This window comes from Streptomyces sp. NPDC088246, assembly GCF_044741025.1.
Lineage (GTDB): Bacteria > Actinomycetota > Actinomycetes > Streptomycetales > Streptomycetaceae > Streptomyces.
The window spans coordinates 90,207-111,537 of sequence record NZ_JBIURV010000021.1 but is presented as its reverse complement, the minus strand read 5'-3'; the positions used below and the strand labels follow the sequence as shown (position 1 = coordinate 111,537).

The following is a 21,331-nucleotide window of genomic DNA, read 5'->3' as shown; positions in this document are numbered from 1 at the left end:
GGAGCGACGCCCAGGGGGCCAAGGATCTCTCCGACGGCGGCATCACCGGCCCGGCCTTCTTCGACCACGTCCGTCGCAGCACTCGCCCGGTCATCAACTCGCCCAAGGGCCAATCCACTCCGCTGCCGCCCGACCTGGTTCAGCGCCCGGTCGTGGCGCCGCAGGACTACTGGACCTGGTCCCTGGTCTGGCGCGCCGACACGGTCCTGGCCGTCGTCGACGCCCTCTGCGACGGCGGCGGTGACTTCGGCATCCATGCCCCGGGCGCCTGGTTGCCCGACGGCGCCCCGCACCGGCGCCAGGCAACCCCGCTCCCCCACCGGACGAGGCCGGGGAATTCACTGCGCCGACGCCTGCTGACGCGGGCCGGGAGGTCACGCCTGCCAGCTATGAGCAAGCCGGTCCTGGAATCGACTCCGTTGATCTTTGACTTCGTCCCGTCCGACACATAGCTTCCAAATAGGCGACCGGTCGGCTAGTGATCGGTCGACGAAATCCTCAACCTCGTTTCGGAGAAGGTCATCATGAGCTCTCAAGGCCAGAAGGTCGCAGTCATCACCGGCGCGTCGCAGGGCATCGGCGCCGGTCTGGTCAATGCCTACCGGCAGCTCGGATACGCCGTCGTCGCCACCTCGCGCACGATCGCCCCCGCAGACGACGCCGACATCGTGACCGTGCAGGGCGACATCGCCGACCCCGCCACCGCCGAACACGTGATCGCGGCGGGCGTCGAGCGCTTCGGCCGGATCGACACTCTCGTCAACAACGCGGGACTCTTCGTCGCCAAGCCCTTCACCGAATACACCCAGGACGAGTTCGCCTCCGTTACCGGCGTGAACCTGACCGGGTTCTTCCGCATCACCCAGCTGGCCATCCCGCACATGCTCGCCCAGGGCGGCGGCCATATCGTCAACATCACCACCAGCCTGGTCGACAACGCCGACTCCAACGTCCCCTCCGTGCTGGCCTCGCTGACCAAGGGCGGTCTGCAGTCCGCCACCAAGTCCCTCGCCATCGAGTACGCCACCCGTGGCATCCGCACCAACGCCGTCTCCCCTGGGACCATCAAGACCCCCATGCACCCCGACGAGACCCACCAGGCCCTCGCCGCCCTGCACCCGGTCGGCCGGATGGGTGAGGTGAGCGACATCGTCGACGCGGTGGTCTACCTGGAGAACGCCCCGTTCGTCACCGGCGAGATTCTCCACGTCGACGGCGGAATGAGCGCCGGTCACTGATACCGCAGGCAGCAGACGGGGACCACCACCGAGGGCGGCTACTCCGAAGTCGCCCCCTCGTGGGCCGACGAACTCGTGCACATACACGGCGGCCTGACCGCCGTCGAAGCCGCGCCGCTGCAGTGCGCGGGCCTGACGGCTTTCATGCCCTTCATCAGGTGGCCACACGAGACGGCGCCCTGGAGGCCATGCGGGGGTATCTGCGGACTGGGCCACCTGGCCCTGCAATACGCCCACAGACTCGGCCACCGTGTCGCCGCCATCGCCCGCGTCCCCGAGAAGGAGCAGCTCGCCGAGGAGACGGGTGCCCCCGAACGCATCGACAGCGCCGGCCAGGACCCGGCCGCGACGCTGGGCGACCTGGTGGCGCATCGGTCATCGCCGGCACCGGCTCCTCGATGAGCCCGCCGCCACATCCGATGCCGGAGAAAGACCGGTCGGCCGGCACGCAATTCCGGCGCGGGACGGCCGCACTGGCGGCCGCCATCGTGACCGGCCTGGCCCAGCAGTTGTGCACCCCGATTCCACTCGACGGGAGAAACCCTGATGAACAGCACGACAGACAGCAAAGCGATCCTGCACGGCGTCCTCGACCGGTGGAAAGCAGCCGTTGACGGGCACGAGCCGCAAGAGGTCGCCTCCTGCTTCACCGAGGACGCGATTTTCCAGGGGCTGCGCCCTTACAGCGTCGGGAGACAGGGCATCGCCGACTACTACGATTCCCAGCCTCTCGGGATGACAGTCGCGTATCGGATTCTCGAAACCAGGCAGCCCGCCGACAACTTCGTGCTCGGCTACCTGAGTGTCGACTTCTCGTTCACCGACCGGCCCACACTGGGTGTCAAGCTCGTTGTGCTTGTACAGCGCGCGGAGGAGGGCTGGCACATCAGCCACTACCAGGTCTCCCGCCTCGATTAGCCACGTCCGACCTCTCGGGCAGAGGCTCCACAGATGTTTACGGCGAACCGGTAGTGCGCAAGCACACCGTCGGATGAACCATGCGCCTCATCGAAATCCTCGGATGGCGTCGTGCCTGTCCGCCTTGCGGACTCCGCGGACCGGTGGCCGCTTGCGGCGGCAGACCTCGACGGCCTGCTCGCCGGCGGTCACCAGTAAGGCGGTGAGTCCCGCGCCGTGGCAGCCGGTGCCGGCGACGCTGCCCGTGGGCGGGAGGGCCGGTGCCCGGCGCGGGCTGTTCAGGGATGGACGATGCGGTGGACCTCGGCGAGTTCGTTGTGCGCCGCGCGAGTGAGTCGGAGTCGGAGGCGCTGGTTGGGATCGACGCGGTCGCGGTCGACGGTGACGTCGGGCGACAGGCGAGCATCCGAAGGTGGTGCCAGCAGGGCCTGGTGGTCGTAGCGGAGGACGCGTCTGGCCTGCTTGGCTACTGCGTGGTTGAGTACACGTTCTTCGAACAGGGCTTCGTCCCGATGCTGATGGTGGCCCCATCGGCCCGCGGCAGAGGCGTTGGTCATCGGTTGCTGGACTCCGTGGCTGCCTCGTGCACGACCCCGAAGCTCTTCACCTCGACCAACATCTCCAACCAGCCGATGCAGCGACTGCTCCAACGAGCCGGATGGAGCCCGGTCGGCCTTCTCCACGGCCTCGACGAGGGCGACCCCGAGCTGTTCTACCTCTGCCGGCCGCAGACCGAGCGGATGCACCCGTGGCCCGTGAGCTGAAGCGGACCGCACGAGTTCATCGGATGTGTCGTCTCAATGGGCCCGTGCGGCCCAGCGGATCGACGGCGCCAGGACCCAGGTTCGCCGCCCGAAGACCGGCCAGCCCGGACGACGACGACTCGCTCACGCAGTTCGTCGGGATACTTCCGGGGCGGGCATCAGACGTGCGCTTCCCATCTGCTGAGGCGATCACGCCCGACTTCAGAACTGCTACGGAATCCGGTTCGGCTCAGCCCCGTATGGACCTGTCCGATTGTGCAGGTGGTGCGGTCGGCATGAGGCTGGAGGCCAAGCCCGTGGGCGGCCGGACCAGGAACCCGGTGCGGCCGCGGCGCCCAGCCGTCGAGCCGAGGATGACCACGGCTGACCAGCCTGAGAAGCCAGGGGTCATCGTTGTCGGAGTCGACGGCTCGGACTCATCGAAGCAACCATTCGCTGGGCCGTGCGAAGGGCGGAGTTCATCCATGGTGTGGCGAAAGCGGAAACCGTTGAGGATTTCCCGCAGTTCCACGGCACGCCCGACTGGTCACCCCACACTAGCGGCCATGAAGCGGCCCGCCAGGCGATCTGCGCATACCGGCTGACCCATCGCCAGGTTCGCGCCGGCTTCAGGGCTGCCCGGCGCCTGCTGTGCCGGACGGCCTCATCCCGGAGGAGCCATGACCGGCAGCATCTCCCTTATCCCTCATCCTCCAGAAAGAACGTGATCAGCGTGGCCCGGAACTGCCGTCTGATCCTGAGCTCGCCGTCCGAGGTCTGGGGCCTGCTGTCCAACGGCCAGCGCTACGGGGAGTGGGTGACGGGAACCCAGCAGGTCCTCGCCGCGGACCCGCATTGGCCAGAAGTAGGCGCCCGCCTGAAAGTCCGAGTCGGTGCCGGCCCCCTGACCCTCGACGACACTTGCGTCGTCCGCATCTGCGAACCGCAACACCGCCTCGAACTGGAAGCCAAGGCAGATCCTCTCGGCGCAGCCCGCATCGCCATGAATTTGATCCCCTGGGGCGAGAACACCCTCTTCGTTCTCGACTGGCACCCCCTCCGGGGCCCCGGCACTCGGATGCACGGACTCCCCGTGGATTACATCGTCGCGGTCCGCAACGGCATGATGCTGACGAAGCTGGCCCGGATCGCGATGCGCGAGCATGGCGGAAGTGCTTGATGCACCTTGCAGAACACCCGCCGCGGATCAGCTCTCGTCCAAGCTCATCCGCGGCGCTGGGTCGCGCACCTTGGCCGGAGCGCGTGATCAGACGAAGTCTGCCCCTGCGTCCAGCGAATTCCCAGGTGAGCGACCTAGTTCGACGGATGATTCGAGTACGACAACATGACTTGCCCCAGGGGATGCCCTGCGGCATCCCCACACTTCGGGCATCGGCTCGGCCCTCAGGTACCGACACCAGATCTGGGCCTTGCTATAGGGGCCGTCCCCCGCCGCTGTCGTACTGCGGTGTGTCAAAGGTGAATTCGCCATTCGCGGACCTGCTGATGGGACAGCTGCCGCCCGGGGCCGGTGGACCCGCTGCAGGGTCCGCGATCTGACGCGCGTTGTCGGCGGTCGATGCGCACTGGACGCGCAAGTTCGGGATGCGGTGCGCAACGACTACGAGACGTGACTGCTGGTCTGCGGCCGGATGCGGTCTCGGGTGTGCCGTGATCCACTGAAAGAGCAGACGTGGTGGTGTCCGTGCGAGGGCGTGGGACGAAACAGCCGACCCGTAGGGTGTCGGAAGGGGCGTCCACATGAAGATTGTTGTGGATCTTACGCGGTGCCAGGGATACGCCCAGTGTGCTTTTGCGGCGCCTGATGTGTTCGCGATACGCGGGGACGAGGCGCTGCTGTACGACCCGGATCCGGATCACACGCAGCGGGAGAAGATCGCGCGAGCAGCGGCGGCCTGCCCGGTCCAGGCCATCTTCCTCGACCGTGAGGACGCCGGGCACCGACAGCCCGGGCCCGGGGCGCAGGTGGCCGCCCCACGCTCTGAGGAGGCGTGCAAGCGGACCGGCAGAATCGTCATTGTCGGGGCGTCTCTGGCTGGGCTGCGGGCTGGACTGGTACTGCGCCGGGACGGCTTCACTGGCCCGCTGACCGTGATCGGGGACGAGCCTGATCCCCCTTATGACCGGCCGCCGCTGTCCAAGCAGGCCCTCATGGGGCAGGTTGATGCGCGTCGGACCGCGCTTCCCCGCCGCGAGGAGTTCGACGCACACTGGCGGTTGGGGGTCGCGGCCACGGGGCTTGACCTGGGCGGCAAGCAGGTGGTCCTGGCCGACGGCGAAAGGATGGGGTTCGACCGGTTGCTCATAGCCACCGGGGTGCGGGCCCGCCCGTGGCCGAATGAGGCAGAGGCCGGGCTCGACGGGCTGTTCGTGTTGCGCACCCCGGCCGACGCGGAAGGGCTGCGGCAGCGGCTGGCAGCACGACCCGGCCGGGTGCTGGTCATCGGTGGCGGCTTCACCGGCTGTGAGGTCGCCTCCGCCTGCCGCGAGCTGGATGTGCCGGTGACTGTCGCGGAGCGGGGCCTGACCCCGCTGGTTGGGGCGCTGGGCGCGGTGATCGGCGGCGTCGCGGCGCAGATGCAGCGTGACCACGGGGTCGATCTGCGGTGCGGGGTTCAGATCGAGGCGCTGGAAGGCGACGGGGCCGGGCGGCTGCGGCAGGCCCGCCTGTCCGACGGCAGCGTCCTGGACGTCGATGTGGTGGTGGTCGCGCTCGGCAGCGTCCGCAACGTCGAATGGCTGGAAGGCTCGGGACTGGCGGCAGGTGTATGGGGTGTGGCGTGCGATGCGGGCTGCCGCGCTGTCGACGTCAACGGCGTCGTCACCGACGATGTGTTCGTCGCGGGCGACGTGGCCCGCTGCCCGCACCCCGTCTACGACTACCAGTACCTCTCCCTGGAGCACTGGGGCAACGCCGTCGCGCAGGCGCAGATCGCCGCACACAACATGATCAGCGCCGAGGGCGAACGATGGCCGCACCTGGCACTGCCGGAGTTCTGGTCGACTCAGTTCGGCACCGAGATCAAGTCGGTCGGCGTTCCGACCTATGCCGACCAGCTCGTCATCGCCCAGGGATCGGTGGCCCAGCGCAGGTTCGTCGCCGCCTACGGCTACCGCGGGCGCATCACCGCCGCAGTCGCCTTCAACCAGTCCAAGTGGTTGGAGTTCTATGCGGGGTTGATCGACCGGGCGGCGCCATTCCCGCCGTCCGTTCTACGTCGACTCCTGGTCCTCACGATGAACGCGTACTGACAGCCCCTACCGACCGTGACCAGCCACCGTGCCCAGGTCGCCCCGGGGTGCGTGCCCTTCTGCATGCGGGTGAGCAGGAGCGGCACGGACGCCACCGTTACCTGCGGGTGGCCGACCACAGGGTGGTCGAGCTGATCGAGAGCCTCGCCGCGCTGGCCCCACAGCAGGCTGCCCGACCACCTTCGCTGTCAGCCTCCGGCCGTCAGCAGGCACTCGCCCGTGCACGGCTGTGTTACGACCATCTGGCCGGCGCCGTCGCGCTGGCGATCACCGACGCGATGGTCGGGCGCGGGCTACTGGAGTGGGGGCCCGAGCCGGGTCTGACCGGTGGGGGTGCGGCCTGGCTGGCCGAGGTCCGTATCACCGTGCCGAGCGGCTCGCGCCGGCCGCTGGTGCGTGCGTGCCTGGACTGGACCGAGCGCCGCCCCCACCTGGCCGGCGCCGTGGGTGCCGCCCTGTGCGGCCACGCACTCACCGTCGGTTGGATCACGCGGATCGGCACGACACGCGCGCTCGCCGTAACCGCCACCGGCCACCGGGCACTGCACGACCACCTCGGCCCGCCGTCGGCTGGTCTCTGATCCTTGGGCAGCCGTCGGCAACGCAGACGCTGGTGGACGCACGACGCCCAGACCCTCATCCCGACAGCTCGTGCCCGTCATGCTGTCGCAGGGGCTGAGAAGCCTCGTTTCAACGCGTGACGACCTCGAAGACTGCCGCGTCGGGCAACGTTCGCCCTGCTGGGCGCTGCGTCCGCTTCAGTGCCCATTAGATGATGTAGCGGCGGATCATGGTCGGCCCGCCGCATTCAACACGGGATTCCGGCAGACCGGTGCCCGTCCCGGTCTGCGACACCGGGCTGCGCGCCGCAGGACAGCGTGGCTCTTCAGTACCCAGGCCATGGCGTATTCGGCCACCTCCACCGTGTACGCACCCGCCCAGCGGGCCACCGGCCTCGGCCGGGTCACCGGCATCGGCCGCACCGGCGCGGTCGTCGGCCCCTGGCTCGGCGGCGCCGTCATCGAGGGCGGCAACGCCGGCCTGCGGATTCACCGCCTCCGCCGTCACCGCCGTGCTGGGCGCGGTCGCGATCTGCCTGGTGCCGATGGCGCGTCGCACCCGGCGCGGGTCTGCTGCGGCAGTCCTCGGCGCTGTCCGGTGCGATCGGCTGACGCCCCACCCCTCCCCACCTCGCGAGTGACGCGATCGGACGCGCTCGTGGAACCCCAGCCGACGCCGGGCGTCCCGCGGGCGCGTCCGTTCGATGCGGCGGGTGCGCCTGCCTGGAAACCGCGATGTCCGGAGCCGTTGACGAACCGGGTGCCGGAGGATCAGAATGAAGGAGCAATATGAACTTAAGTTCATCTGGCGAACACGAAAAGGCGGGCGGATGGACAAGGTGGTCGCCTCGGCCGCAGAGGCCGTGGCAGATGTCCACGACGGCGCGTCGTTCGCGGTCGGTGGCTTCGGCCTCAGCGGCGTACCGAACACGCTGATCCAGGCGGTGTTCGACACCGGAGTCGGCGGACTGGGCGTGGTTTCCAACAACTGCGGCGCGATGGACTCCGGTCTCGCGGTCCTGCTTTCGGCGGGCCGGATCGCCCGGGTCACGGGCAGCTATATCGGCGCGAACAAAGAATTCGCGCGGCAGTACCTCGCCGGTGAGCTGGAGGTCGAGCTCATCCCCCAGGGCACCCTGGCCGAGCGGCTGCGCGCCGGCGGTTGCGGCATCCCCGCCTTCTTCACGCCGGCCGGCGTCGGCACCCAGGTCGCCGACGGCGGACTGCCCTGGCGCTATGACGGCACGGGCGGGGTCTCGGTGGCATCGCCGCGCAAGGAGACCCGCGTGTTCGACGGTGTCGAGTACGTGCTGGAGCGGGGTATCACCACCGACTTCGCACTGGTCCGGGCAGCCAGGGGGGACCGGCACGGCAACCTGGTCTTCAACAAGTCGTCCCGCAACTTCAATCCGCTGGCAGCCATGGCGGGCCGGATCACGATCGCCGAGGTCGAGGAACTGGTCGAGCCGGGCGAGATCGACCCGGACCAGGTCCATCTGCCGGGCATCTTCGTCCAGCGGGTGGTGGAGCTCACTGCCGGACAGGCCGTGGACAAGAAGATCGAGAAGCGCACGACCCGGAAGGTGTCGGCCTGATGGCCTGGACGCGAGACGAGATGGCCGCCCGCGCGGCCCGCGAGCTGGGCGACGGCGAGTACGTGAACCTCGGCATCGGGCTGCCCACGCTGATCCCCAACCACCTCCCCACCGATGTCCAGGTCGTCCTGGAGTCGGAGAACGGCATCCTCGGCACCGGCCCGTTCCCCTACGAGAACGAGGTCGACCCGGACCTGATCAACGCCGGCAAGGAGACCGTCACCGTCCTGCCCGGTGCCTCTTTCTTCGACTCGGCGCTCTCCTTCGGGATGATCCGCGGCGGCCACATCGACACCGCCGTGCTGGGCGCCATGCAGGTCTCCGCCCGTGGCGACCTCGCCAACTGGGCCGTTCCCGGCAAGCTGGTCACCGGCATCGGCGGGGCCATGGACCTGGTGCACGGGGCCCGGCGGGTCATCGTGACGATGACTCACACCGCCAAGGACGGCAGCCCGAAGATCGTCGAGGAGTGCACACTGCCGCTCACCGGCCGGAGCTGCGTCGACCGCGTCATCACCGACCTCGGCGTCCTGGACGTCACCGACGACGGCCTCGTCCTGGTGGAGAGTGCCCCGGGCGTCACCACCGAGGAGATCCAGCGCCTGACCGCCGCCCCGGTCCGGATCGCCGCGGCCGTCGAAGGGAGCGCACGATGACCCGTCAGCTGCGCGATGTCTACATCGTCGACGCCGTCCGTACCCCGGTCGGCAAGTACGGGGGCGCCCTGTCCGACGTGCGCCCGGACGACCTCGCCGCCGAAGTGCTGCGGTCCCTGCTGGCCCGTACGCCGGACCTGGACCCGGCCAGGATCGACGACGTCATCTTCGGCAATGCCAACGGCGCCGGTGAGGAGAACCGCAATGTCGCCCGGATGGCCGTGCTGCTCGCCGGACTGCCCGTCACCGTGCCGGGCAGCACCGTCAACCGGCTGTGCGCCTCCGGTCTCGAAGCCGTGATCCAGGCCGCCCGCGCCGTCGCGGTCGGCGACGCCTCGGTCGCCGTCGCGGGCGGCGTGGAGTCGATGAGCCGCGCCCCCTGGGTGCTGCCCAAACCCTCGCGTGCCTTCCCGGCCGGCCATCAGGAGCTGTTCTCCACCACGATCGGCTGGCGCATGGTCAACAAGCGTCTGGAGCCGCAGTGGACCGTCCCGCTCGGTGAGGGCGCCGAACTGATCGCCGACCGGTACGGCATCACCCGCGAGCAGCAGGACGCCTTCGCCGTGGCGAGCCACGAGAAGGCCGCCCGCGCCTGGAGGAACGGCCTGTACGACGGCGAGGTCGTGCCTGTCGAGGGCGTCGGCCTCACCCGCGACGAGACCATTCGGGACAACACCTCGCCACAGTCGCTGGCCGGGCTGAAGCCCGTCTTCCGCCCGGACGGTACGGTCACCGCCGGCAACGCCTCGCCGCTCAACGACGGCGCCGCCGCGCTGCTGCTCGTGGACGAGGAGGGTCTGAAGGCCACCGGCCGTGAGCCGCTGGCACGCGTCCGCGCCTCGGGCGTCACCGCCGTTGAGCCGCAGCACTTCGGCCTCGGCCCCGTCGAGGCCGTCAGGAAGGCCCTGACCAGGGCCGGCCGCGGCTTCGGCGACCTGACCACGTTCGAACTCAACGAGGCCTTCGCCGCCCAGTCCCTGGGCTGTCTGGCCGAATGGCCCGGTCTCGACCCCGCGGTCGTCAACCCGCGCGGCGGAGCCATCGCCATCGGCCACCCGCTCGGTGCCTCCGGTGCCCGTATCGCCGGAGCCGTCGCCCACCAGCTCGCCGCCGCGGGCTCCGGAACCGGCCTCGCCGCCCTGTGCATCGGCGTCGGACAGGGCCTCGCCCTGGTCCTGGAAAGGTAGGAAACACCCGTATGACCACCCCTCTGACCCAAGGTCGGATCTCCGCGGAGATAGCCGAGCGGCGCGAGGCCTACGCCAAGGCCGTGGCCGCCGGCGCGCCCGAGCGCAGCCACCCCGACCGCGGTTACGCCCCGTACCGCAGCAGCGTCCTGCGCCACCCCGGCAAGCCGCTGGTCGCCCTGCACGACCCCGAGGCCGTGGAGCTCTCCGGCCCGGTCTTCGGTGTCACCGATGTCACCGCCCTCGACCACGACCTGACCCGTCGGCACCGGGGCGATCCGCTCGGCGAGCGGATCAGGGTCACCGGCCGGGTCCTGGACCGCGACGGCCGCCCGGTGCGCGGCCAGCTGGTCGAGGTCTGGCAGGCCAACGCCTCGGGCCGCTACGCGCATCAGCGCGACGACCACCCCGCCCCGCTCGACCCCAACTTCACCGGCGTCGGTCGCTGCCTGACCGACGATCAGGGCGCGTACGAGTTCGTCACCGTCAAGCCGGGCGCCTACCCCTGGCGCAACCACGTCAACGCCTGGCGTCCTGCCCACATCCACTTCTCGCTCTTCGGCAACGCCTTCACCCAACGGCTGATCACCCAGATGTACTTTCCGGGGGACCCGCTCTTCGCCTACGACCCCATCCTCCAGTCCGTCACCGACGACTCCGCGCGTCGGCGGCTCGTCGCGACGTACGACCACGACCTGTCCACCCCCGAATGGTCGCTCGGCTACCGCTGGGACATCGTCCTCGACGGTCCGGCCGCCACCTGGATCGAGGAGGGCCGCTGATGTCCACCACCCCGTCGCAGACCGTGGGCCCGTTCTACGGCTACGCGCTGCCCTTCGCCAAGGGCGGCGAGATCGCGCCCGCCGGACACCCTGATGCCCTTACCGTCCACGGCTACGTCCACGACGGCGGCGGGGCTCCCGTCCCCGACGCCCTCATCGAGATCTGGCAGCCCGCACCCGACGGCTCACGCCGCGGCGAGCCCGGCTCGCTGCGCCGCGACCCCGTCACCGGAGCGGTCATCGGCCGGACCGACGTCGGCTTCACCGGCTTCGGCCGCGTCGGGACCGACGCGGACGGCCACTACGAGCTGCGTACGCTGCCGCCCGGCGGCGTCCCCTACCTCTCCGTGATCGTCTTCGCCCGTGGTCTGCTGCACCATCTGCACACCCGGATCTACCTGCCCGGCCTGACCGACACCGCGGCCGACCCGCTGCTGGCCGGCCTGGAGCCCGCGCGCCGCGCCACACTCCTCGCCGTCGCCCACGGGGAGCGACTTCACCGCTTCGACATCCGGCTGCAGGGTGACGGTGAGCACGAGGAGACGGTCTTCCTTGCCTTCGACTGACCCCGCCGAGGACCTCGGTCTGCTCTCCCCGGGGCAGGCCGGATCACCGGTCGAAACCGCCACCGGCGACGCCGCCTACGTCCGCGCGATGCTTGATGCCGAAGCCGCGCTGACCCGCGCCCAGGCCGCGCTGGGCCTCGCGCCCGCCGCGGCGGCGCAGGCCGTCACGGCGGCGGCCGCCGAGACCGCCCGCTACGACGTCCGGGATCTCGCGCTGCGCGCCCGCTCCGGCGGCAACCCCGTCATCCCGCTCGTCGCCGACCTGACCACTGCCGTCGCCGAGCGCGACCGGCAGGCCGCCGCCCATGTGCACCGCGGCGCCACCAGCCAGGACATCCTGGACACGGCCGCCATGCTGGTCGCCGCCCGCGCCCTGGAGCCCGTTCTCGCCGACCTCGGACGCGCGGCCGACGTCCTGGCGCGGCTCGCCGCCGAGCACCGCGACACACCGATCGCCGGACGCACCCTCACCCAGCACGCCGTGCCCACCACCTTTGGCCTCAAGGCCGCCGGCTGGCGCTCGCTGGTGCTCGATGCCCACGAACGCCTCGCGGCTGTGCGGGCAGCGCTGCCCGCACAACTCGGCGGAGCGGCCGGCACCCTGGCGGCCTTCCACACGTTCGCCGAGGCCGTCGGCCCGGACCTCGGCCCGGACCTGGGATTGCGGCTGCTCGCCGGCTACGCCGCCGAGACCGGACTGGCCGAGCCCATGCTGCCCTGGCACACCCTGCGCACCCCCGTCGCCGACCTGGGCGGCGCCCTCGCCTTCACCGCCGGGGCACTCGGCAAGTTCGCCGCCGACGTCCTGCTGCTGTCCCGTACGGAGATCGGCGAACTCGGCGAGGGCAGCGGCGGCGGATCCTCCGCCATGCCGCACAAGGCCAACCCGGTCCGCGCCACGCTGATCGCCGCCACGGCCCGACAGGTCCCCGCCCTCGTGTCCGTGCTCTACGCCGGGCTCGCCGCCGAGGACGAGCGCCCGGCCGGCGCCTGGCACGCCGAGTGGCAGCCCCTGCGGCAGGCCCTGCGTCTCGTCGGCGGAGCCGCCCGTGACGCCGCCGAACTGGCCGAAGGCCTGCGCGTCCATCCGCGCCGGATGCGGGACAACCTCGACGCCACCGACGGCCTGATCATCAGCGAGCGGCTCGCCGCGGTGCTGGCGGCGCTGATCGGCCGGGGCGAGGCCGGGCAGGCGCTCTCCCGGGCCTCCCGCCGCGCCGTCGAGCAGGGCGTGGAACTCGACGAGGCCCTCCGGGAGGAGCCCGACATCGCCCGTGTCCTTCCGCAGGACCGGCTGCGCGAACTGACCGACCCGACGCAGTACGCGGGCTCCGCGGGCGCCCTCGTGGACCGCGCCCTGCGCCGCACCGGCGCCGCCCGGAACCCGACCTGATGCAGCGTCAGATATCGACGGCGCCGGGCGGCCCCGCACACTCAGCACGAGGAGACCGCATGACCACTTCTGCCCCCACGCAGCATCTGCTGCACCACCGCGTGGACGGCCGGGAATCCGCCCCGCCGCTGATCCTGGGCCCCTCGCTCGGCACCTCGCTGGCCGTGTGGGACCCGCAGACCCCGTCGCTGGCCCGGACCCACCGAGTGGTGCGCTGGGACCTGCCCGGCCACGGCGGCTCCCCGGCGGGCCTGCTGCCCGACGGCGGCACCGTCGCCGACCTCGGACAGCTGGTCCTCGGCCTCGCCGACGCGCTCGGCATCGAGGAGTTCGGTTACGCCGGCATCTCGCTCGGCGGCGCCGTCGGCACCTGGCTCGCCGTGCACCACCCCGAGCGGGTCAGCTCGCTCGCGATCCTCTGCTCCTCGGCCCGCTTCGGTCAGCCGGAGGGCTGGTCCGACCGTGCGGCGCTGGTACGCGCCGAGGGCACCGGCCCGGTCGCGGAGACCGCCCCCGCCCGCTGGTTCACCCCGTCCTACGCGGCCTCCCCGGCCGCCCGGGCGATGGCCGACGACTTGTCCGCGGCCGACCCCGGGGCCTACGCCGGGCTCTGCCAGGCACTCGCCGGCCTCGACCTGCGCGCCGAGCTGCCTCGTATCACCGCGCCGACCCTGGTCGTTGCGGGCCGCGAGGACCTGGCGACGCCCGTCGCGCACGCCCGCGAGCTGGCCGACGGCATCCCCGGCGCGGCCCTGACCGAGGTCGCGCACGCCGCGCACCTCGCCAACATCGAGCGTCCGGTGCCCGTCCTGGCCGCACTGCTGGGACACTTCGCGGCCGATGCCGCATCGCCTGCCGACGACGCCTCCCGGCACGACGCCGGTATGGCCGTGCGCCGCGCCGTGCTCGGCGACGAGCACGTCGACCGGGCGATCACCCGCACCACCGACTTCACCGCCGGTTTCCAGGACTTCATCACCCGCTACGCATGGGGCGAGATCTGGACCCGGCCCGGACTGAGCCGCAGAACCCGCAGCTGCATCACCCTCACCGCGCTGGTGGCCCACGGCCACCACGAGGAACTGGCCATGCATGTGCGGGCCGCGCGGCGCAACGGTCTCACCCCCGAGGAGATCCAGGAAGTCCTGCTCCAGTCGGCCGTCTACTGCGGCGTGCCCGCGGCGAACGCCGCTTTCGCCATCGCGAACCGCATTCTCGAAGAGGAGAACTGACCGCCATGGACCACACCACCGTCGGCATCATCGGCGGCGGCCCCGCGGGGCTGCTGCTCGCCCGGCTCCTGCACAACTCCGGCATCGCCTGCGTCGTTCTGGAGAGCTGGGACCGCACCTACGTCGAGCAGCGCCAGCGCGCAGGCATCCTCGAGCAGAGCACGGTCGACGTGCTGCGGAAGTCCGGCGCGGGCGAGCGACTGGACCGCGAGGGTCTGGTCCACGACGGCATCGAGCTGCGCTGGGACCGCCGGTCACAGCGCATCGACTTCCCGTCGCTCACCGGCGGCCGCAAGGTGTGGGTGTACGCCCAGACCGAGGTCGTCAAGGACCTGATCGCCCTTCAGGTGGCGGACGGCGCCCCGCTGTTGTTCCAGGCCCAGGTGAACGCGGTCGCCGGAGCCGACACGGACCGGCCCGTCATCCACTACACCCACCAGGGCAAGGACAGGACGCTCAGCTGCGACTACGTCGTGGGCTGCGACGGATTCCACGGCGTGACCCGCGGGGCGGTCCCGGACGGTGTCATGAGCACCTTCGAGCGGGTCTACCCCTACTCGTGGTTCGGCATCCTGGCCGATGTCCCGCCGTCCTGCGACGAGCTGATCTACGCCCATTCGCCGCGCGGCTTCGCCCTGCACAGCATGCGCTCGACCACGGTCAGCCGGCTGTATCTGCAGGTCCCGAACGGCACCGACCCGGCCGACTGGCCGGACGACCGCATATGGGACGAACTCGACGCCCGTTTCGCGACCGACGGCGACTGGCGGCTCGCACGCGGCCCGATCACCTCCAAGGCAGTGCTGCCGATGCGCAGCTTCGTCACCGAGCCCATGCGCTGGGGCCGGATCTTCCTGGCCGGTGACGCCGCGCACATCGTGCCGCCCACCGGTGCCAAGGGGCTCAACCTCGCTGTGTCCGACGTCGTCGTGCTCGCCCGGGCCTTCGCCCATCTGAAGGACAGCGGCTCCGCCGAGCTGCTCGACGAGTACTCGGACACCTGTCTGCGCCGGGTGTGGCGCGCGGAGCACTTCTCGTACTTCATGACGACGACCTTGCACACCGACCCGGGTCAGAGCGCATTCGAGACCCGGCTCCAGGTCTCCCAGCTGGACCGCGTCTCGTCGTCCCGGCACGCGGCCGCGGAGCTGGCCGAGAACTACGCGGGCCTTCACATCGGTTGAACTCCTGCTGACACAGCGGCGGTGCGGGGCCCGAAGAGGGCCACGCACCGCCGGCGTTGCCGGAGACCGGGCGCCGGTCATCATGTCGGCGCAGGCGAAGCGGGAGCGCAGGGCCCGACCGCCTCGCGCGGCCGAAGGGTCCGGCGGGTACGGTTTCCGCACACCCCGGAGGCTCGACGAGGAGGACCGCATGCCGCATGCCGCGACCGCATCCAAGGCGAACGCCGCAGAACCCGGCGGCGACCCGGTCGGACCTCTGGAGCGCGGTCTGGCCGTGCTGCGCGCCCTGGCCGCCCGCCCCGGACCACGGATGCGTCCCGGCGATCTGGTCCGCGCCACCGGCCTGGCCCGCTCCACCGTCGACCGCATCGTCACCACCCTCACCCACCTGGGATATCTGCGCATCGAGGACGACCGCGACGTGCTGCTCGCGCCGCGCCTGATGGAGCTGGGCAATGCCTACCTCGCCTGCTCCGGTCTCCCCGACGCCCTGGAACCGCTCGCCGTCGCGTTGGCCGACGAGCTCGACGAGTCGGTCTCCCTCGCGGTACCGGACGGCACCGGGGTGCGGTTCATCAGCCAGTCCACCCGGCGACGCACCATGGCGCTGGCCTTCCGGATCGGCGACCTGCTGCCCGTCGAGCGCTGCGCCCCGGGCGCCCTCTTCGCCGCCGACTGGAGCCCCGAGCAGCAAGCGGCCTGGCGTACCCGGCTGCGCGAGGACCCCCGCGACGCCGGCTTCCCCGCCGTTCCTCCCCGCCCGGCGCCACCGGCCCCCGACGAGGTGGAGTCGGCCTTCCGGCAGCGGGTGGCCGACGCCCGGGACGCCGGCTGGGCCGCCGACGACCAGCTGATCGAGCCCGGCCTGGTAGCCGTCGCGGTCCCCGTCCACGCGCCCGACGGCAGCACCGTATGTGCGCTCAGCGTGGTCAGTCACACCAGCAGGCACAGCGCTCGGTCGCTGGCCGAGCACGCCCTGCCCCGGCTGCGGGAGTACGCGGCGCGGATGGAAGCGGCACTGGCCTCCCCCGCACCGACGGCCACGCCGCACGCACCCGGCGGCCCGGACACCTCACGCGCCACGAAGGCAGAGCTGGGTCCGGAATTCCTGCAGTCGCTGACCCGGGGACTGGCCGTGCTCACCGCCCTGGGATCGACACCCGGTGGGCTCACCCTGTCCGGCGTTGCGGAGGTCACCGGCCTGGCCCGCGCCACCGCCCGCCGGGCACTGCTCTCCCTCCAGCAGCTGGGGTACGCGGCCCCTGCCGGCGAGGGGCGCCGCTTCACGCTGCTGCCCACGGTGCTGGAACTGGGCTACGCCCGGCTCTCCCAGCTGACCTTCGCGGAGATCGCGCAGCCCCATCTGGCCCGGCTGATGGAGCAGGTGCACGACTCGGCGTCCGTCGCGGTGCTGGCCGACGACGACATCATGTACGTCGCCCGGGTGCACACCGTACGCATCATGAGCGTCAACATCACGGTCGGCACCCGCTTCCCCGCGTACGCCACCTCCATGGGCCGGGTGCTGCTGGCCGGTCTGCCCGAGCAGGAGGCGGCCGAGCGGCTGGCCCGCGCCTCGGTGCGGCCGCTGACCTCGTTCACCCGGGTCGATGCCGCCGATCTCGCCGGGGCCGTGGCGCAGGCGCGACGGGACGGTCACGCCCTGGTGGACCAGGAGCTGGAGGAGGGCCTGCGGTCGATCGCGGTCCCGATGCACGACCGTACCGGCCGGGTGGTAGCCGCCGTGAACGTCTCCACCCACGCCAGCCGGGGCACCCTGGACGATGTGCGGCAAGCGGTGCTGCCCGCGCTCACGGCGGCGGCTGCCGCGATCGAGGAGGACCTGGCGGTCGTGACGGAACGGGTCCGGCTCGCGATCCCCTGACGGCTCCTTGGCTCACGATCCCCTTTGTGTCGCTGCGGCCTTGACCACATCATTGACATGGTTGCCGCCCATGAATGGAAGCAGCAGACCACCGCGCAGTCGTCGTGCGTGGCGGCCGAGCGCTTCCCCGGAGCGGTCATCATCGGCTCGGCGAGGATCGATCACAACGTGGCCTACGGCACCCACGTGATCTACCACCCGGACGGGGCACGCCTGTTCGCCGCAGGCTGGAGCGGAGAAGAGGACTGGGACCGCGAAGGCACCCCGCACGACGTCATTGGCGCGTTCGGTATCAGCCCCGATGCCCTGGAACGACAGGGCATCGACCTGGACGCCGACCCCGGGTCCTTCTCCTGGGAAGGTCTTACGCGGCTCGCCCTCCAGCGCGTCACCCCGCTGCTCCGCAAGGGCCGCACACTGTCCGTGTTCCGCGTCCGGCACACCGAAGGGACCACAGGCGACCTGGAAGACACCTGGATCGGCGAGTTCGACGAGTTCTGACCGTACCGATCCGAAAAAAGCGAGTTGGCGGGGCCATGCCGCCCTACCTCCGGAACCCCCGACCGGCTCACCCCCGGTATGGACAACAGGATCTCCACCTTGGAGATCAACTACGTCGGCTCCCCTGTCAAGGGCAGGGGCCTCTACCATTCCATGAGGGCCGACTACGTCAAGGACCCGGACGAGAACCCCGGCTACGGCGGTGACGCCAAGCTCCAGCTCGCCTCGGACGCCTTCTTCACCTGGCTCGCCCTGACCCCGGACAAGTTCTGGGTCAGCCTCGACCCGATCCGCCCCGACGTGATCCGGACAAGGAGTTCGCCAAGGCCGACGCCGGGCGCGTCCTGCTGGAGGCCGGCCTGACCCTCAAGCACGACTACGCGGATGCGAGGAACCCCGACAGGGCGATCCCACTGCGGGGCCGGCTCCTGTGGAGCCCGGGACGCCGGGACGGCAGGCATGGCTGCGGGTGCAGGGCATGGTTCCAGTCGCCGTGGCATGCGTGCCGGGTCCGCGGCAGGGCCGCCATCTCCGCGTCGGCGATAGGGACTCCGGTGGTACACCGTTCGTTCGACAGACTGCGGTGGCGTCGCAAGGGAACCTGATGTGGGCTGCTGACGTCTACTCGGCACGGAGGTTGTCGACTTGCCAGGGCAGGTGCTCATTACTCAGACCGGATGTGGCACTCACCGGGGCCGCCCCGGCGGACCACAAGCCCTCACGAGGCCGGACACATCTCCGGGCTGGAGCAGGTCGGTTCGGGACTCGAGAGCCTCATCATGTGCACGATCTCGTTTACATGCACAACGAAGGCAAGGACTCTCGGCAAGGGAGACATCCTCGCTCATCGCGGCATTTACTGAGGGGGACTCCCATGAGCCGGACCGGACGATACACAGGCATGCTACTGGCCGCGGCCATGGTGATGTCAGCAGCCGCGTGCACCGCCGGCAGCAACAGCGGCGGGAAAGAATCGGCTTCCTGCGTCAACCGGTTCATCTACCAGGACCGATCGTATCGGGACGTGGCGAACGTAGACTTCACGGTCGGGACGAAGCTCGGCGCCGCCACCAAACCACCCTGCGAAGACACGGGCGGCCGAGAGAAGGACGAGGAGCCGGCCACGACGGAGACCGCCTACAAGGTGGACGGCATCTCCTCCAAGGTGGCTATCGCTGTCGGGGACACACCTGAAGAAGCCACGTTCTTCGCCGCTTACTCCGGCTCAGAACTCCCGCCCGAGGTACAAAGACTGATCGACGGCTCCTGATGCGGCCCACGATCACGTGGCGACCGACAGAATTTGCACACCGCGCAAAATTGCATACCATGCACCTTTATGAGTGCCGACGACATGCCGCTCGGGCTGCGCGAGCGTAAGAAGCGTGCGACACGTGACGCCCTCGCGGACGTGGCACTGCGCATGGCCGCGGACCGCGGATTCGAGAACATGACCGTGGAAGCGGTCACCGATGTGGTCGGCGTCTCTGTGCGCACCTTCTTCAACTACTTTCCGTGCCTGGAAGACGCGATCACCCGTCCCGACCAGGACAGCGCAGAGCGGGCCCGTCGGGCGGTGCTCAACGCACCGAAGGAACTCACGGCACTCGTTGCTCTGCGCGAGGCGATCGGTCAGGAACTCGCCCATATCGAGGAGGATCACGAACGCTGGGAGCTCCAGATGGCCGTGCTCAGGACGAGTCCTTCGCTGCTGCCCGGATTCCTGGCCGCCCAGGGCGCGGACGAACGCGCGCTGGTCGCTGTCGTGGCCGAGCGCCTCGGCCAGGATCCCGAGTCCGATCTCTACCCTCGGCTTCTCGCGCACGTGACGATCGCTGCCGTGCGCGCCGCCGTCGAGCTCTGGGTGGCCTCCGGCCGTACCCGCACGTTCCAGAGCATCTATCGCGAGGCGTTCGCCTCGCTGGCCGCCGGTCTGAGCGGCTGAAGCACATCCGAAGCCCCCACCGGGGGCCTTTCACCAGAGAATGAGGACCGTCAGCCGATGACCGCTGCCGTCACACCCGAAACCGGTACCGCCGGTGCGCCCGAGGGGGCCGCACCAGTCATGACGCGTCGTCACATACTCCAGGCCATGTCGGGCCTGATGGCCGGCATGTTCGTGGCCATCCTGGCCTCCACCGTGGTCTCCAACGCCCTTCCCAGGATCATTGCCGATCTGCACGGCAGCCAGTCCTCATACACCTGGGTGGTCACCGCCGAGCTTCTGGCGATGACGGCGACCGTCCCGATCTGGGGCAAGCTGTCCGACCTCTACGACAAGAAGCTGCTCATCCAGCTCTCTCTTTCGATGTTCATCGTCGGCTCGCTCGTCGCCGGCTTCTCGCACAGTGTCGGCCTGCTCATCGTGAGCCGTGTCGTGCAGGGCATCGGCGCGGGCGGTCTCACCGCGCTCGCCCAGGTCGTGATGGCTGCGATCATTCCCCCGCGTGAACTCGGCCGCTACTCCGGCATCTTCGGCGCCGTCTTCGCCGTCGGCACCGTCGCGGGACCGCTCATCGGCGGCGTGCTCGTGGACACCTCCTGGCTGGGGTGGCGCTGGTGCTTCTTCATAGGTGTGCCGTTCGCCCTGCTCGCGATCGTGCTGCTCCAGCTGACCCTGAAGCTGCCCATGGTCCGCAGAGAGGTGAAGATCGACTATCTCGGTGCCGTCCTCATCATGAGCGGGGTCAGCGCACTGCTGCTGTGGGTGACCCTCGCAGGCAACCGGTTCGACTGGGCGTCGTGGCAGACCGTCGCCCTGGTCACCACCGGTGTGGTCCTGCTGGTCGCCGCGGTCCTGGTCGAATCCAGGGTTCAGGAACCGATCATCCCGCTGGACATCTTCCGCAACCGCACCGTGACGCTGACGACGGTGGCGAGCCTGCTGGTCGGCGTGGCCATGTTCGGCGGCACGGTGTTCCTCTCCCAGTACTTCCAGATCTCGCTCGGCAAGTCGCCGACCGTCGCGGGCCTGATGAGCCTGCCGATGATCCTCGGTCTGATGCTTTCCACGACCGTCGCCGGGCAGATCATCTCCGCCCGGGGCAAGTGGAAGGGCTTCCTGATCGCGGGCGGCATCATCATGACCGCGGGCATGGGCCTACTGGCCACGATCAGCGCGGACTCCTCGTTCGGGCTGCTCAGCACCTACATGGTGGTACTCGGCGTCGGCGTCGGCATGCTGATGCAGAACCTGGTGCTGGCAGCTCAGAACGACGTGCCCGCGTCGGAGCTGGGCGCAGCGACCTCTGTGCTGTCGTTCTTCCGCAGCCTCGGTGGGGCGATCGGCACGAGCGTGCTGGGCGCCGTGCTCAGCCACCGGGTGGCGAGCGAGATGGAGAAGGGCTTCGGCGGGGCGGCGGACAACGGGGGCGCCGGACACGGCGTCCCCGACCTCACCACTCTTCCCGAACCGGCCCGGCAGGTGGTCGAGCACGCGTACGGGGTCGCGACCGCGGATATCTTCCTGATCGGAGCCCCCTTCGCGTTTCTCGCCCTGATCGCGGTGCTGTTCATCAAGGAGAAGCCGCTCAAGACGCAGAGCGGCATGGAGCGGCTCGCGGAGGAGAACGCCGCCGCAGCAAAGGAGCAGGCTGCCCCGACGCACTGAGCCCACCG

Annotated in this window: 23 protein-coding genes and 1 pseudogene; 22 read left to right on the top strand and 2 right to left on the bottom strand. The window is 70.3% G+C overall.

Translation table 11 applies throughout. The annotated features are described in order from the left end of the window. Window positions 1-26: 26 nt before the first annotated feature. From ACIPEK_RS27195 to ACIPEK_RS27180, 4 genes and pseudogenes are all read left to right on the top strand, one after another. Window positions 27-299: pseudogene (locus ACIPEK_RS27195) on the top strand (LysR family transcriptional regulator); the annotation flags it as partial. A gap of 225 nt (window positions 300-524) precedes the next feature. After that, window positions 525-1,238, top strand: coding sequence for an SDR family NAD(P)-dependent oxidoreductase (locus tag ACIPEK_RS27190; protein WP_402001004.1), 714 nt, complete (start codon window positions 525-527; stop codon window positions 1,236-1,238). Window positions 1,239-1,313: 75 nt separating this feature from the next. Beyond that, on the top strand, window positions 1,314-1,640 hold the full coding sequence (locus ACIPEK_RS27185) for a hypothetical protein (protein WP_402001001.1): 327 nt from the start codon (window positions 1,314-1,316) through the stop codon (window positions 1,638-1,640). Between the two features lie 144 nt (window positions 1,641-1,784). Then, a complete protein-coding gene (locus tag ACIPEK_RS27180; protein ID WP_402000998.1) occupies window positions 1,785-2,156 on the top strand; it encodes a YybH family protein in 372 nt (123 codons plus the stop codon). Between the two features lie 278 nt (window positions 2,157-2,434). Here ACIPEK_RS27180 and ACIPEK_RS27175 read toward each other — a convergent pair whose 3' ends face one another. After that, the gene (locus tag ACIPEK_RS27175) at window positions 2,435-2,713 is read right to left on the bottom strand and encodes a hypothetical protein (RefSeq protein WP_402001146.1); all 279 of its coding nucleotides are present in this window, start codon (window positions 2,711-2,713) and stop codon (window positions 2,435-2,437) included. Here ACIPEK_RS27175 and ACIPEK_RS27170 point away from each other — a divergent pair. From ACIPEK_RS27170 to ACIPEK_RS27155, 4 genes are all read left to right on the top strand, one after another. Further along, a complete protein-coding gene (locus ACIPEK_RS27170; RefSeq protein WP_402001140.1) occupies window positions 2,615-2,920 on the top strand; it encodes a GNAT family N-acetyltransferase in 306 nt (101 codons plus the stop codon). The genes ACIPEK_RS27175 and ACIPEK_RS27170 overlap by 99 nt on opposite strands. 712 nt (window positions 2,921-3,632) lie before the next feature. Next, complete coding sequence (locus ACIPEK_RS27165) at window positions 3,633-4,079, top strand: SRPBCC family protein (RefSeq protein WP_383071931.1); 447 nt, start codon at window positions 3,633-3,635, stop codon at window positions 4,077-4,079. A gap of 581 nt (window positions 4,080-4,660) precedes the next feature. Continuing rightward, on the top strand, window positions 4,661-6,172 hold the full coding sequence (locus tag ACIPEK_RS27160; protein ID WP_402000995.1) for an FAD-dependent oxidoreductase: 1,512 nt from the start codon (window positions 4,661-4,663) through the stop codon (window positions 6,170-6,172). Between the two features lie 47 nt (window positions 6,173-6,219). Beyond that, window positions 6,220-6,753 (top strand): transcriptional regulator, encoded by a 534-nt coding sequence (locus tag ACIPEK_RS27155; RefSeq protein ID WP_402000992.1) that lies wholly within the window; start codon window positions 6,220-6,222, stop codon window positions 6,751-6,753. Between the two features lie 187 nt (window positions 6,754-6,940). Here ACIPEK_RS27155 and ACIPEK_RS27150 read toward each other — a convergent pair whose 3' ends face one another. Beyond that, window positions 6,941-7,291: a hypothetical protein gene (locus tag ACIPEK_RS27150; protein WP_402000989.1), complete on the bottom strand. Its 351-nt coding sequence runs from the start codon at window positions 7,289-7,291 to the stop codon at window positions 6,941-6,943. Between the two features lie 271 nt (window positions 7,292-7,562). On the opposite strand from ACIPEK_RS27150, the gene ACIPEK_RS27145 reads away from it, so the two are divergent. The 14 genes from ACIPEK_RS27145 to ACIPEK_RS27080 all read left to right on the top strand — a co-directional run bounded on the left by ACIPEK_RS27145 (window position 7,563) and on the right by ACIPEK_RS27080 (window position 21,323). Then, window positions 7,563-8,327, top strand: a complete 765-nt coding sequence (locus ACIPEK_RS27145; protein WP_402000986.1) for a CoA transferase subunit A — start codon at window positions 7,563-7,565, stop codon at window positions 8,325-8,327. Continuing rightward, entirely contained in the window at window positions 8,327-8,983 is a 657-nt protein-coding gene (locus tag ACIPEK_RS27140; RefSeq protein WP_402000983.1) for a CoA transferase subunit B, read from the top strand. The genes ACIPEK_RS27145 and ACIPEK_RS27140 overlap by 1 nt, the downstream gene beginning before the upstream one ends. Next, window positions 8,980-10,170, top strand: a complete 1,191-nt coding sequence (locus tag ACIPEK_RS27135) for a thiolase family protein (protein WP_402000980.1) — start codon at window positions 8,980-8,982, stop codon at window positions 10,168-10,170. The genes ACIPEK_RS27140 and ACIPEK_RS27135 overlap by 4 nt, the downstream gene beginning before the upstream one ends. 11 nt (window positions 10,171-10,181) lie before the next feature. Then, complete coding sequence (gene pcaH / locus ACIPEK_RS27130) at window positions 10,182-10,952, top strand: protocatechuate 3,4-dioxygenase subunit beta (RefSeq protein ID WP_402000977.1); 771 nt, start codon at window positions 10,182-10,184, stop codon at window positions 10,950-10,952. After that, on the top strand, window positions 10,952-11,518 hold the full coding sequence (gene pcaG / locus ACIPEK_RS27125; RefSeq protein ID WP_402000974.1) for a protocatechuate 3,4-dioxygenase subunit alpha: 567 nt from the start codon (window positions 10,952-10,954) through the stop codon (window positions 11,516-11,518). The genes pcaH and pcaG overlap by 1 nt, the downstream gene beginning before the upstream one ends. Then, entirely contained in the window at window positions 11,505-12,911 is a 1,407-nt protein-coding gene (gene pcaB, locus ACIPEK_RS27120) for a 3-carboxy-cis,cis-muconate cycloisomerase (RefSeq protein ID WP_402000971.1), read from the top strand. The genes pcaG and pcaB overlap by 14 nt, the downstream gene beginning before the upstream one ends. 59 nt (window positions 12,912-12,970) lie before the next feature. Beyond that, on the top strand, window positions 12,971-14,143 hold the full coding sequence (gene pcaD / locus ACIPEK_RS27115; RefSeq protein WP_402000968.1) for a 3-oxoadipate enol-lactonase: 1,173 nt from the start codon (window positions 12,971-12,973) through the stop codon (window positions 14,141-14,143). 5 nt (window positions 14,144-14,148) lie between these two features. Beyond that, the gene (locus ACIPEK_RS27110) at window positions 14,149-15,327 is read left to right on the top strand and encodes a 4-hydroxybenzoate 3-monooxygenase (RefSeq protein ID WP_402000966.1); all 1,179 of its coding nucleotides are present in this window, start codon (window positions 14,149-14,151) and stop codon (window positions 15,325-15,327) included. A 190-nt stretch (window positions 15,328-15,517) separates the two neighbouring features. Then, complete coding sequence (locus ACIPEK_RS27105; RefSeq protein WP_402000963.1) at window positions 15,518-17,212, top strand: IclR family transcriptional regulator C-terminal domain-containing protein; 1,695 nt, start codon at window positions 15,518-15,520, stop codon at window positions 17,210-17,212. A 57-nt stretch (window positions 17,213-17,269) separates the two neighbouring features. Then, the gene (locus tag ACIPEK_RS27100) at window positions 17,270-17,713 is read left to right on the top strand and encodes a DUF6333 family protein (protein ID WP_402000960.1); all 444 of its coding nucleotides are present in this window, start codon (window positions 17,270-17,272) and stop codon (window positions 17,711-17,713) included. 78 nt (window positions 17,714-17,791) lie between these two features. Next, window positions 17,792-18,076 carry a hypothetical protein gene (locus tag ACIPEK_RS27095; RefSeq protein WP_402000957.1) on the top strand — a complete coding sequence of 95 codons (285 nt, stop codon included), beginning with the start codon at window positions 17,792-17,794 and terminating at the stop codon, window positions 18,074-18,076. Window positions 18,077-18,587: 511 nt separating this feature from the next. Next, a complete protein-coding gene (locus ACIPEK_RS27090) occupies window positions 18,588-18,983 on the top strand; it encodes a DUF6281 family protein (protein WP_402000954.1) in 396 nt (131 codons plus the stop codon). A gap of 69 nt (window positions 18,984-19,052) precedes the next feature. Further along, a complete protein-coding gene (locus tag ACIPEK_RS27085; RefSeq protein ID WP_402000951.1) occupies window positions 19,053-19,658 on the top strand; it encodes a TetR family transcriptional regulator in 606 nt (201 codons plus the stop codon). Between the two features lie 57 nt (window positions 19,659-19,715). Then, window positions 19,716-21,323 (top strand): MDR family MFS transporter, encoded by a 1,608-nt coding sequence (locus ACIPEK_RS27080; RefSeq protein ID WP_402000948.1) that lies wholly within the window; start codon window positions 19,716-19,718, stop codon window positions 21,321-21,323. Window positions 21,324-21,331: the final 8 nt, after the last annotated feature.